Origin of the sequence: Vibrio marinisediminis (assembly GCF_014050145.1) — a bacterium.
GTDB lineage: Bacteria > Pseudomonadota > Gammaproteobacteria > Enterobacterales > Vibrionaceae > Vibrio > Vibrio marinisediminis.
The window spans coordinates 48,956-62,034 of record NZ_JACFYF010000007.1 but is presented as its reverse complement, the minus strand read 5'-3'; the positions used below and the strand labels follow the sequence as shown (position 1 = coordinate 62,034).

General features: G+C 46.1%; 11 protein-coding genes. 3 read left to right on the top strand and 8 right to left on the bottom strand.

What is annotated here, in order from left to right:
• Positions 1 to 26: 26 nt before the first annotated feature.
• From H2O73_RS12450 to H2O73_RS12440, 3 genes are read left to right on the top strand one after another with little or no spacing between them, the layout of a single operon-like run.
• Complete coding sequence (locus tag H2O73_RS12450) at positions 27 to 809, top strand: enoyl-CoA hydratase-related protein (RefSeq protein WP_182109181.1); 783 nt, start codon at positions 27 to 29, stop codon at positions 807 to 809.
• The gene (locus H2O73_RS12445; RefSeq protein ID WP_182109180.1) at positions 802 to 2,865 is read left to right on the top strand and encodes an acetyl-CoA carboxylase biotin carboxylase subunit; all 2,064 of its coding nucleotides are present in this window, start codon (positions 802 to 804) and stop codon (positions 2,863 to 2,865) included. The genes H2O73_RS12450 and H2O73_RS12445 overlap by 8 nt, the downstream gene beginning before the upstream one ends.
• Positions 2,852 to 3,754, top strand: a complete 903-nt coding sequence (locus H2O73_RS12440) for a hydroxymethylglutaryl-CoA lyase (RefSeq protein WP_182109179.1) — start codon at positions 2,852 to 2,854, stop codon at positions 3,752 to 3,754. Before H2O73_RS12445 ends, H2O73_RS12440 begins: the two co-directional genes overlap by 14 nt.
• A gap of 185 nt (positions 3,755 to 3,939) precedes the next feature.
• Here H2O73_RS12440 and H2O73_RS12435 read toward each other — a convergent pair whose 3' ends face one another.
• From H2O73_RS12435 to H2O73_RS12400, 8 genes are all read right to left on the bottom strand, one after another.
• Complete coding sequence (locus H2O73_RS12435; protein ID WP_182109178.1) at positions 3,940 to 4,557, bottom strand: methyltransferase domain-containing protein; 618 nt, start codon at positions 4,555 to 4,557, stop codon at positions 3,940 to 3,942.
• A 109-nt stretch (positions 4,558 to 4,666) separates the two neighbouring features.
• Entirely contained in the window at positions 4,667 to 5,878 is a 1,212-nt protein-coding gene (locus H2O73_RS12430) for a phenylacetate--CoA ligase family protein (protein WP_182109177.1), read from the bottom strand.
• Positions 5,879 to 5,887: 9 nt separating this feature from the next.
• Positions 5,888 to 6,709: an ABC transporter ATP-binding protein gene (locus H2O73_RS12425; RefSeq protein WP_182109176.1), complete on the bottom strand. Its 822-nt coding sequence runs from the start codon at positions 6,707 to 6,709 to the stop codon at positions 5,888 to 5,890.
• 68 nt (positions 6,710 to 6,777) lie between these two features.
• Positions 6,778 to 8,034, bottom strand: coding sequence for an ABC transporter substrate-binding protein (locus H2O73_RS12420; protein ID WP_182109175.1), 1,257 nt, complete (start codon positions 8,032 to 8,034; stop codon positions 6,778 to 6,780).
• A 64-nt stretch (positions 8,035 to 8,098) separates the two neighbouring features.
• Entirely contained in the window at positions 8,099 to 9,166 is a 1,068-nt protein-coding gene (locus tag H2O73_RS12415; RefSeq protein ID WP_182109174.1) for a branched-chain amino acid ABC transporter permease, read from the bottom strand.
• Between the two features lie 11 nt (positions 9,167 to 9,177).
• Positions 9,178 to 10,071, bottom strand: a complete 894-nt coding sequence (locus H2O73_RS12410; RefSeq protein WP_182109173.1) for a branched-chain amino acid ABC transporter permease — start codon at positions 10,069 to 10,071, stop codon at positions 9,178 to 9,180.
• Positions 10,071 to 12,029, bottom strand: a complete 1,959-nt coding sequence (locus tag H2O73_RS12405; RefSeq protein WP_182109172.1) for a long-chain fatty acid--CoA ligase — start codon at positions 12,027 to 12,029, stop codon at positions 10,071 to 10,073. The genes H2O73_RS12410 and H2O73_RS12405 overlap by 1 nt, the downstream gene beginning before the upstream one ends.
• Positions 12,029 to 12,829, bottom strand: coding sequence for an ABC transporter ATP-binding protein (locus H2O73_RS12400; RefSeq protein WP_182109171.1), 801 nt, complete (start codon positions 12,827 to 12,829; stop codon positions 12,029 to 12,031). The genes H2O73_RS12405 and H2O73_RS12400 overlap by 1 nt, the downstream gene beginning before the upstream one ends.
• Positions 12,830 to 13,079: the final 250 nt, after the last annotated feature.

The following is a 13,079-nucleotide window of genomic DNA, read 5'->3' as shown; positions in this document are numbered from 1 at the left end:
ATTAAAATCTCGACATAGGATGTCACATGACCGGATTACTGCTTGAGAAAGAGAGCAATGGCGTTGCATGGTTAAGCCTCAACCGCCCCGAAAAGCACAACGCTTTTGACGATCAATTGATCGCATCACTGATTGAAACTCTCGATGAGCTAAACCAAGACAACACCATCAAGGTGCTGGTATTAAGTGCCAAAGGGAAACATTTCTCTGCCGGTGCCGATCTCGGCTGGATGCAGTCAATGGCAAGTAAATCAGAAAGTGAAAACCAACAAGATGCGCAGCAATTGGCCATGCTGCTGCATAAACTGGATACCTTTAGTAAACCCACCATTGCAATGGTACATGGTGCCGCATTTGGTGGTGCGCTAGGGCTAATATGCTGTTGCGACATAGCCATTGGTACACCTGATAGCCGCTTTTGTTTAAGTGAAGTCAAACTTGGTCTACTTCCAGCTACGATTGGACCTTACGTTATTCGCACCATAGGTCAACGACAAAGCCGACGTTACTTCTTAACTGCCGAGTTGATTGATGCCGACACGGCGCACAATCTTGAGATCCTCCACCATATTTCATACCAGCCTCGCGAATTGGTAAACAGCATCATCGCTCAACTTAATCAACATGGTCCTAATGCGTTACAAGCTTCAAAGGCACTCTGTTTGCAATGCCATAACCATCCAATCGATGACACCTTAATAGAGTATACCAGCCAAGCGATAGCGGCTGCGCGAGTATCACAAGAAGGACAAGAAGGACTGGCTGCATTTTTTGCCAAGCGCCCTGCCAACTGGAGGAACGATGTTTAAACGAATCTTGATCGCCAACCGCGGTGAAATCGCCTGTCGTGTAATAAAAACGGCAAAGAAGATGGCTATCGAAACGGTCGCTGTCTATTCCGATGCCGATCGCAGCAGTTTACATGTGAAACAAGCTGACTTCGCTGAGTATATTGGCGCCTCTGCCGCTAGCGAATCTTATCTTGATATCGAAAAAATCATTCAAGCCGCCATCAAATGGCAAGCCGATGCTATTCATCCCGGTTATGGCTTTCTATCAGAAAACCCTAACTTAGCAAAAGCCTGTAGCGACAATGGCATCGTGTTTATTGGACCACCGACCAATGCAATTGAGCAGATGGGCTCTAAATCACAAGCTAAATCGATAATGACTACAGCGAATGTCCCGCTTGTTCCTGGCTACCATGGTGATAACAACAGCGTTGAGCATTTGCTTGAAGAAGCAGAAAAAATTGGTTATCCGGTGATGCTAAAAGCCACTCAAGGTGGTGGAGGCAAAGGAATGCGAGTGGTAAACAGTGCCGCTGAAATGCCATTAGCCATTGATGGTGCGCAACGTGAAGCACTCTCAAGTTTTGGTGACAATCAGCTGCTGATAGAGAAATGCATTATCAAACCTCGCCATGTTGAAATACAAGTCTTCGCCGACCAACATGGAAATTGCCTCTATCTCTCTGATCGAGATTGCTCAATACAACGCCGCCATCAAAAAGTGGTTGAAGAAGCTCCGGCTCCCGGTTTATCTGAGCAACTGCGAAAGCAGATGGGTGAAGCTGCAGTTCAGGCAGCCAAAGCAATTGAGTATGTCGGAGCCGGCACGGTTGAGTTTTTACTTGATAGTCGCGGACACTTCTATTTCATGGAAATGAATACGCGCTTACAGGTAGAACACCCAGTTACAGAGCTTATTACTGGCGTCGATCTGGTTGAGTGGCAACTAAATGTTGCTGCGGGCAAGCCACTGCCCATTACCCAGTCACAAATCACTCATAAGGGTCACGCCATCGAATTGCGTATCTACGCTGAAGATGCACACAACGAGTTTATGCCTTCTACCGGCAAGATTGAGTATATGGCCGAACCTTGCGCTGGTGTTGATGCCAATATTCGCCTTGATAGCGGTATAGCACAAGGTGATGTCATTAGTGAGTATTACGACCCGATGATCAGTAAGCTCATCATGTGGGGTGCAACTCGTGATGTGGCTTTGGCTCAGCTTAAGCAAGCATTAAACGAATATCACATCCTCGGGGTGACGACCAACATTGGCTATTTACATAGCATCATTTCTCAACCCGCATTTGCCAATGTTGAACTCGATACAGACTTCTTAGTCGAGCATCAACACTCCATTACTCAACAGCAAAATATTGATGATTCCATTTGGCTGACAATGGCAGCAATTGCGCGCTGGCAATATACCCTAGCAACTCCCAACACTGAGAACTTACCAAGCCCGACCAAACAAGGGTTTCGACTCTCCGCCGAACATGTAAGTCGATTCAATTTTACTGATGTACAAGCGAATCATCAGGTGGTGTTATCTCACACGCCCGATGAGCAACTCAGCCAGCTACCGATTGAGTTTACGGTTAAAACGGATAGCACCCAGCGCCACGTAACGCTTTTAGACCATGACAAATATATTGCTATCGAAATCGACGGCGTTCGCTACCGCTATTTCAGCTTAGTTGGTGATGAATCAACCAACCTATTCTATCTTGGGCAGCAATACAGTTATGCTCACCAAGCCAACTTCGAGTCGCAACACGACGCCGAGGAAGAGCTCAATCCAGTTGCACCACTGAACGGCATCATTTCGGCTTTGCTGGTTGATAAAGGCGATCAAGTTGAGGCTGGCGAGCCATTACTGGTACTTGAAGCAATGAAGATGGAATACACGATTAACGCCTCTCAAGCGGCAACCATCGACGATGTTCTCTATCAACTTGGTGATCAAGTAGAACATGGCGCCGTATTGCTGCACCTGACCGCAATAGAAAATGAATGCCAAACAGATGAGCAAGCAAATACGACTACGGAGGCTGAAGATGCTACCAGCTAAGGTCAATATTGTTGAAGTTGGCGCAAGAGACGGCTTGCAGAATGAAAACGCGGTGACGCTCGCTGACAAGGTACGCCTTATCGATCAGCTCAGTTTGAGCGGCTTAAAACACATTGAAGCCGGTTCATTTGTCTCGCCCAAATGGGTGCCGCAAATGGCAGACTCTGAACAAGTTTTCCAACAAATCAAACAGCAACAAGGCGTGATTTATAGCGCGTTAACACCTAACCTTGCGGGCTTAGAACGCGCCATCGAAAGCGGAGTAAAGCAAATTGCCATCTTTGGTTCCGCTTCCGAGTCTTTTAGCCAAAAGAACATTAACTGCTCTATAGCGCAAAGCTTAACGCGCTTTGAGCCAGTTATTGAACTTGCCCAGCAACACAACATCCCCGTGCGCGGCTACCTCTCTTGCACTATGGTTTGCCCTTATGAAGGTGAGATTTCAGCTACACAAACCACGTTTATTGCCAATACGTTATTTGATATGGGCTGTTACGAAATCTCGCTTGGCGATACCGTAGGCAAAGGGACGCCGAATCGTGTTGAAGCGTTACTGTCACAGCTATTGCAACAACTACCGAACGATGCAATCGCCGTCCATTTTCATGATACTTATGGACAAGCTCTCGCCAATATATATCAAGCACTATTAATGGGTATCAACACCATTGATAGTGCCGTTGCAGGTTTAGGCGGTTGCCCTTATGCAAAAGGAGCCAGTGGCAATGTCGCCACCGAAGATGTGCTCTATTTGTGTGAGAACTTGGGCATTGAAACTGGCGTCGATCTTGACGCCATTAACCGAGCCGGATGGCAAATTTGCCAGTCATTGGATAAGCAGCCCGCATCCAAAGTCGCGCTGGCACTTGGTGACCCAAATAGCCTTTAGCTATTACGCCAATTGTTCGATCAACCTATAGAAACAAGCCGCAGGTCGAGTTAACTGAAATAGCTGACTCGATATGCGGCTTAATTTAATGTTAAAGCAATGAAATCAGCGATTAGAGGGAATTTCAACCAAACTCTTCGAAGCACGTGCTGCTTTCCCTCATTCATCATTTCTCCACTATTACCCTATTTCTTTTGCCAAACCATCCAATGCTCTTTGTCTTCAAATACCGCCACGCTGTCTTCAACACGAGAGCACGATAGCAAGTTGAATGAGGATGATAGCCATTGGGTAAGCTCGCCAGAACGCAGACAAAACGGTGGGAATCGAGAGCGGTAATCATCACTAATCACAAAGTAACCAATTAACAATCCACCACTGGGTAAAAGGCGCTCTAACATCGTGAAATAATCTGCCCATTTTTCACGCGGTAATGCCGCTAAAAAAGCGCGTTCATAAATAACATTAAATGGGTTGGCGAATTGAGCTTCAAAAACATCACCATGAACAACGACATCACCATATTGGCCCAATTGCTGTTTGGCTAAATTTACCGCCTGCAAACTGTAATCCATTGCGGTCACTTGGTAGTCAGCTTTGATAAAACTCACCACTTCATACCCCGCGCCACAACCCGGAATAAACACCGTCGGTTTGGTTTCTGACTCAGCATCCGCCCGGTTGGCTAACAGAAACTGATGTAAATCCTCAGGAGTGCTATTTCTATCCCATGGCATGGTGCCTTTGGTGAACAGTTCGTCCCAGAACTGCGCATTTATCTGTGGCGTGTCGTTTAGTGCCATTCCTTTCCCCTTTATTGCACACCCTTTAGAATATAAAAAAGGGATCACTGTGCATGCAGTATCCCTTAATTCTTATAGTTTATTGCCTACTGAAAACACCAGCCAGCATCTAGCCATCACGTAAGTCGTTTATTAGCGGCTGATCACTGTTGTGTAAGTTCGGCACAAACAATACATCGCCTTTAAGCTTAGTCACCGACTGAAGCGTTGCTTGAATATCGTCCGCTGATACAGAGCCTTGTTGGCAACAAAAAGTGATGGTGTCTTTAAAACCATCACGCTCGATTCTTAATGAACCGCTAATATCATGGCGGCGGCAAATTTCTTGCACTTGATGTGGGTAGACAAACAGTCCTTTCACCTTAACTGCTGAATCGGCACGCCCTAACCAACCTTTTAGCCGCATATTAGTGCGTTGTGATTGCTCGTTTGTCGTAACTTGCGCAGAGAGATCACCCGTGGCGTAACGAATGAGAGGGAACTTAGCATCCAATGATGTCACCACCACTTCCCCTACTTCACCTTGTTCGACTGGTTTGCCATCAGGGTCAACTATCTCAACGATGATATCTTCCGCAACAACCAAACCTTGCTCGCCTTCGGCTTGGTATGCAATTAAACCAAGCTCTGCACTGGCATACGCCTGAGAAACCGAAATGCCTTGCTCGGTGAATGCTTGTTGCATGTCCGCCGTTAATGGCTCGCCTGAAACAAGCGCTTTAACAATGCTACAAGGCTTATCATGCAGCTCATTATAACGAGCCAATAAAGCCATTAAGTACGACGGTGTTCCTGTGTAGCCCGTTGGCTGCAACTGCTCAATCGCTTCAATTTGCGCTTCTGTATTACCCACTCCCGCCGGAAAAACGGCGCAACCACATGCCCTAGCACCGCCATCCATAATAAAACCGCCAGGAGAAAAGTGATACGACAGGGTGTTGTGTACTAAATCTCCAGCTCGAAAGCCTGCGGCATAAAAAGCGCGTCCCATGCGCCAAAAGTCATTCTCATGACTTTGAGATTCATACAATGGACCAGGAGATTGAAACACTCGCGCCATTTGACCAATCGCAACGCTGTTGATCCCGCCAAAAGGTGGGTTATTTTTTTGCTGCGCTGGTAAGTTGAATTTACGTGTTATCGGAAATTGCGCCAAACCCGCTCTGTTGCTAGCCAAACTAGCATCCAAGTCACCATAAGCCAAAGCATAGTGCTCACTCAGAAGTTTGACGTTTTCAATCAATCGCGGCAGTTGTTCAAATAGCTCACGCTCTCGCAACTGAGCCGATTTAGACTCTTTGCTATCAAATAAGTCGTTCATTACTACTCCTTATAGCCAGCGCTTACGACGCTTGTAAGATTTCAAATTCTTAAAGCTTTTCCGCTCTCCCTCACCCCCACCAAGGTAAAACTCTTTCACGTCTTCGTTGTTCAACAGCGCGTGCTTACTACCATCTAGTACAATTTTCCCCGACTCCATGATGTAGCCATAGTCTGCTGCTTGCAGGGCAAAATTGGCATTTTGCTCTACCAACAACATAGTGATGCCATGCTCTTTATTGATCTTATGGATAATGCCGAACACTTCTTTCACTAACAGTGGCGACAGCCCCATGGACGGCTCATCTAACAAAATCATTTTAGGACGCGCCATCAATGCTCGCCCTATCGCTAGCATTTGTTGCTCGCCACCAGAGAGGTAACCAGCAAGTCCTGTGCGTTCTTTCAAACGAGGGAAGTAGTCAAACACCATTTCAATGTCTTGCTCTACTTCATTGTCGCTGCGGGTAAATGCCCCTAAACGTAGATTTTCAATCACCGTCATATCTTCAACGATGCGGCGACCTTCCATCACTTGGAAAATACCCGAACGAACAATCTCTTCAGGGCTTTTGGTGTCGATACGCTCACCCATGAAGGTGATCTCACCTCGAGTCACTTCACCGTCTTCTGTTTTCAACAACCCAGAAATGGCTTTCAGTGTGGTCGATTTACCCGCACCGTTTGCCCCAAGCAATGTCACTATTTGCCCTTTCGGCACCTCTAAGCTGACACCTCTTAGAACTAAAATTACTTCGTCATACACAACTTCAATATTGTTCACAGAGAGCAATATTTCTGCCGGTTCAATACCCCTAGCCAATTCACTCATCAAGCAGCTCCTTGCTAGGTGAGAGTCGCCCCTCACCTATCCATCTAACTATCCATTCAATTGGAAACTTAGTAACCTAACCAATCATCGCGACGTGACAATGTAACCTCTGCAACTTTATTGATGTCTACCGCTCCACCTTGGTTGTTACCCATAAAGACATTGACTGTTGTCGTGCCACGGTGATCATCTGCTTTCCAGTTAGCAGGGATACAAACCCCCTCTAAACCAGTTGGTACCCAGTTATCACGTACATACATGCCTTTTTTGATGTTTTCACCAGTGATGCCGCCATTGGCTTTTGCCCATTCCATCGCTTCTTTCATATAGAACGCAGAACAAACGCCACGAATGTAGTGATGAGTTCGGAACTGGTCTGGCTCTGACTCTGATTGGCTAGAAATCTCACGAACCAGTTTCATCCCTTCGGTATCGTCACCCCAAAAGGCCGTCATGCCTGGGAATACGTAATCTTTCAAACCATCGCCTGCCGCTTCTAACACAGGTCTATCCCCGCCCCAGATATTGGCCATGTACTGAAAATCAGTACCAACGGTATTACACGATTTCACCAGTGAGATAACCGAGCCGCCTAAGTTGGCGATGTAGCCATAGTTGGTACCTGACTCTTTAAGCGACAAGCATTGCGCTTTGAAATCGCCCGGTTTAAGCGAGACTACAACTGGGTTTTGCACTTCAAAACCTAACTCTTGCGCGTACTCAGCACAGGCTTCTTTCGGTGCATTAGGGAATGGGTGGTTATCACCAATATGAGTGAATTTTGGCGCGCCTTGATTGCCCTTTGACTCCCAATCGTCTTTTGCCCATTTGACCAAAGCACGACACGCATCAGAATAAGAAGCGCCATAGAAGAAGTTATACGGTGCCGGTTTAGCGGTTTTTGGATTTTTACCAGTTGGATCGGTTAAGTGACCAGAGTAAGAGGCTGAAAATACAGGGACTTTATCTCGAGTAACAAAAGAGATCAGCGCTTCTGTATCTGCCGTTCCCCAACCTTGCATTGCCACCATTTCTTTACGCGCAACCCAACGTTTATAGTTAGAAATAGCGACCGGCACTTTATACGCCATATCAACGGTTTCGAACTCAAGCTCAGTACCGTCAATACCGCCATTGTTATTAATCCACGTCAACGCATCGCGCACACCGGAACCATAAGGCTTACTTACATAAGCAGTCGGTCCTGAAAAGTCGACTAGATGCCCGACAAATACCGAATCCTTTGCCTGTACAGCCCCGGTAAACAGTGCGGTAGAGAGTGCTGAAGATAACACCAACGTTGTCGCTAAATATCCTTTATTCATAACTAGTTGTCCTTGTTATTTAGGTAGTTTTCACGCAAGTACACGAAGTACCCAATGAAAGCGATTAATATGAGAACGGATAATGTTTCCAGTACGAACGAATCTGTTGCCAGCGATGCGCCAAGCCTTGAGGTTCGAAAATTAGGAACAGCATAATTACCAGTCCGACAGCCATCTCTTTCATGTATGCCAAGCCATCAGTGAATGCGGTTGAGGTTCCAAAGATCGATAACCCCGACACACCAAACTCTAATGCTTCAGGCAATAGCACGATAAAAATCGTGCCCATCAAGGTGCCTTTAACAGAACCCAAGCCGCCGATGATGATCATCGCAAGGAACTGAATAGACATCATGATGGTGAAGCCTTCCGCCGATACAAAGCCTAAGTAGTGACCATAAAGTGCACCACCAATACCGGCGTAAAACGCACAGACCCCGAAGGAAAGTAGGCGATACTTAGTTAAGTTAATGCCCATAATTTCTGCAGATAGATAATGGTCTCGCACCGAGACAAACGCTCGTCCATCACGGGAACGGATTAAGTTCGAGGCCCATAGGTACATAAACACTAAGGCAAACAGTGCGACATAAAAGAAGCTCTCATCACTGTAGAACTCAAAGCCAAACAGATTCACTGGATTGGCGCTGGCACCATACGAGCCGCCACTAAACCAACTCGCTCGTGCAAAGAAGTCTTCTAAAATGAACTGCGCAGCAAGGGTCGCGATAGCTAAGTACAACCCTTTGATCCTTGCCGCGGGTAAACCAAACAACATGCCAACAATCATGGTTAAGTAACCCGCCAGCGGAATAGCGAGAACCACAGGAATGTTGAACTGGTTATTTAGCCAAGCCGAGGCAAAAGCACCAAAGCCAAAAAACGCGCCATGTCCTAGTGATATTTGCCCGGTAAAGCCAACCAAAATATTCAAACCAAGCGCGGCAATGCCGAGGTAAGAGATTTGGATAAAGAGGTTAAGAACATAGATATCCAGTACCAATGGTGCTGCCAACATGGCAATCACACCTGCGATTGCCAGTGTTCGAATGGTTTTGGTTTCAAATATCGGCGTATCATTTCTGTATGTGGTGCGAAAATCACCGCATGGGCGCATGCTAACTTGAGCCATGTTATTTCTCCTTAAATACGCTCAATATCTTTGGTGCCAAACAAGCCATAAGGCTTAAAGGCAAGAATGATCAACAACACATAGAAAGGCGCAATGTTGTACAAGTTACCCACTTGCAGGTATTGGCTATCCACAAACTCAGCCAAGTTTTCTAGCAGCCCGATCGTGATGCCGCCTACAATCGCGCCGATCACCGAATCTAATCCGCCCAAAATAACCGCTGGGAATACTTTGATACCGATAATAGACAGAGCATCAGAGACACCATTTACAAGCCCTATTACGATCCCGGCAGTAGCCGATACCATGGCAGAAATAGCCCAACTAATGGCAAACACCTTTTTGATGGAAATACCCAAACTCTGCGCCACTTGTTGGTTAAATGCCGTTGCACGCATTGCCAAACCCATCTTGCTGAATTTAAAGAACCAGTAAAACGCGCCCATGATAATCACCGAGAAAATCAGGCTTAGGATGTAAGCAAACTCAACATTTAACCCACCAATATTGACCACATTAGTTTCGAATACTCGTGGGTAGGAGACCGCTGATACACCAAACATCCATTTCATCATCGCTTGGAAGAACATCGACAGACCTATGGTCACCATAATCACCGAAATAATTGGTTCGCCTATCAACGGTCGCAATACAATGGTTTGTACCGCAATACCGAAGATAGTCATAAAGGCTAAGGTGAGAAGAAAACCGAGAACGAAAGGCAGTTCTAAGTAAACGAGTGATGCCCAACAGACCCAAGCACCAATCAGTAGGAACTCACCCTGAGCGAAGTTCACCACCTGCGTTGACTTATAGATCAACACGAAACACATCGCGACCACGCCATACAGCATGCCAACAATGACGCCATTAATGACCAATTGCAGTAATAAATCCGTATTCACTATGCGATCCTCCGTTGTTCGCTCTCGCTTTCCACTTGTTGCGACTGATGCTCGATAAGCGTTTCAACCACAAGCGAAGTTTTGATGCGTGTTTTGGTGCCATCTTGGTAGGTAATAACCGTATCCACATCGACTTTTGGTTTATCGCTATAGATGGTTTCAATAATGTCGCCATATTTTTCAGCCACCACACCTCGGCGGACTTTACGGGTACGAGTTAACTCGCCGTCATCGGCATCCAACTCTTTGTATAGAAGAATAAACTTGCTGATTTTCTGCGCGTCAGGCAGCGACTCGTTCACTTTCAGAACTTCTTCGCGTATTGCTTGATACACTTCTGGCTGTGCGGATAAGTTGGTGTAGTTGGTGAAGGCAAGCCCTTTTTGCTCCGCCCATTTCGCCACAATGGCATAGCGAATACAGATAATGGCAGACAGCCACGGTTTCTCTTTACCAATCACCACGGCTTCGGCAATAAACGGCGAAAACTTGAGTTTATTTTCGATAAATTGTGGCGAGTAGCGATCACCATGGCTGGTTTGCGACATATCTTTCAGACGGTCAATCACTACCAGATGCCCTGACTCCTTAAAATAACCAGCATCGCCAGTGTGCATCCAGCCATCGCGCACATCTTCTTCAAATGCCGCCATATTGTTGAGATAACCGGTAAACATGCCGCTACTTTTCGCGATGATCTCACCCACACCATTACTGTCTGGGTTAATCACTTTGACCTCTGCGTTATCAAATGCCACGCCAACTGAGTCATAATCGACATCGCCAGCTTGATGCACGGTATAAGCGCCGCACATTTCAGTTTGTCCATAGAGCTGCTTAAGTGGTACGCCTATCGCTTGTAGATAACGGAAGGTATCGGGGCCCATTGCCGCGCCGCCTGTCGCTGCCGAACTGAGGTTAGAAAAACCCAAACGGTCTCGTAGTGCGCGTAATAAAATCCACTCAGCGAGCTTAGATCGCTTGCCTTGTTCGAGCGCTTTATTGGCTAATTGCATCCCCAGTTTGTACATCTTCTGTTTGAACGGCGTCGAATCCATCATTCGCGCCGAGACATCAGCAACGATGTTTTCCCAAACACGCGGAGCAAGCAGAACAAAGTTAGGACCGATTTCTCGCAAGTCAGCCATCATGGTTTCTTGTTCTTCAACAAAATTAACGATTTGACGAGAAACAAGCGCCTGACCTACCACGTAAACCTGTTCCATAATCCAAGGTAGTGGCAGCACAGATACGTAGTTATCACCCGGCTGTCGGGGGTCGGCACGTAAGTATGCCGCACAATGATCTAAGAAAGTGCCACTATGCAATAACGCTAATTTTGGTTTAGAAGTCGTCCCTGAAGTGGTACACAAAATCGATAAGTCGCTGCCTTTGGTTGCCTCAACTAGCGTTGGGTATTTGTTAGGCTCTGACTTATCAATCTCTTGCCCTCGTTGGTAGATTTTTTCTACATCAATCAGGCGAGGATCATCGTATTTACGCATTCCTCGCGGATCGCAATAGACGATAAATTCGACACTGGGTATTTCATCGGCAAGCTCTAGCAGTTTGTCACATTGCTCTTCATCTTCAGCAATAATCACCTTTGCTTTGGCGTAATTAATCAAGTACGCCACTTCTTCATGCATCGAATCTTGGTAGATACCCAGTGAATAAGCTTTAATCGCATGAGCAGACAGCTCTCCCCACACCCACTCAGGTCGGTTGTCACCCAATAAGCCAACGACATCGCCTTCGCCAACACCAAGATCTTGCAACGCCAAAGCCAACCATTTAACTCGGTCTTGATAATCTAGCCATGTAAACTCACGCCAAATACCAAACTCTTTTTCACGCATGGCCACTTGCTCAGGCCAGTTTGTTGCGTTGTGTTGCAATACTTTTGGAAAGGTATCTAAGGTGGTGACGTCAGCCCAATCATTATTATTCTGTGCCATTATGCACTCTCCTCTAACGTCGGTAGCTCTTCACCCAAGTACGCTTTCTTAACATGTGGGTTTTCCATCACTTGTTCAGGATTTCCGGTCGCGATGTGTTTGCCAAAATCTAAAACCAGTACGCGGTTAGAGATATCCATCACAACACCCATATCGTGCTCGATCATGATGATGGTGATATCCAACTCTTCATTGAGATCCATGATGTAGCGCGCCATGTCCTCTTTTTCTTCTAAGTTCATTCCCGCCATCGGCTCATCGAGAAGCAGAAGTTTAGGCTTTAGCGCTATCGCGCGCGCAAGCTCTACACGCTTACGTAGACCATAAGAAAGCGTGCCAGCTGTCGCCTTTCGAATATGTTGAATTTCCAAAAAGTCGATCACCTCTTCCACATACTTGCGGTGAGCCATCTCTTCTTTTTGCGCATTAGAAAACCAATAAAGCGGGCCCGTCACAAAGTTGTTTTTTAACAGGTGATGGCGACCAACCATAATGTTGTCGAGTACCGACATATGCGAGAAAAGTGCAAGGTTTTGAAAGGTTCGTCCGAGTCCCAACTGCGCTCGTTGGCTAGGACTGCGCTTGGTGACATCTTTTCCTGAAAAAACGACCGAACCTTTATTTGGAGTGTATCGACCAGAAATACAGTTCAGCATTGAAGTTTTGCCAGCGCCATTAGGCCCAATGATTGAAAAGATTTCCTTTTCATTCACATGGAAGCTCACGTCAGTTAGTGCTTTCACACCACCAAAGGCCAATGAAATATCGTTTACCTGCAACAGAGGCTTTTCCGATACCATAGTTGATCTCCCTATCGTTGTTTTTTAAGTGCTATCCATTAGCACTATCTGAAATCAAACTTAACCTTGACACCGGTAACAGCTTCCACACCTACGCATCAATTTTAAAGATTCAGTTTACGTAAACGTAAACGCAATTTCAGAATAGTGCCTCATCTAGTAAGTTACAAACCCGTTCGCGCTCAAAAATTTGAACTAACGCAAACTTTAAGTAAATAAAATGTTAATTAACTCAATTGGTATTTTTACC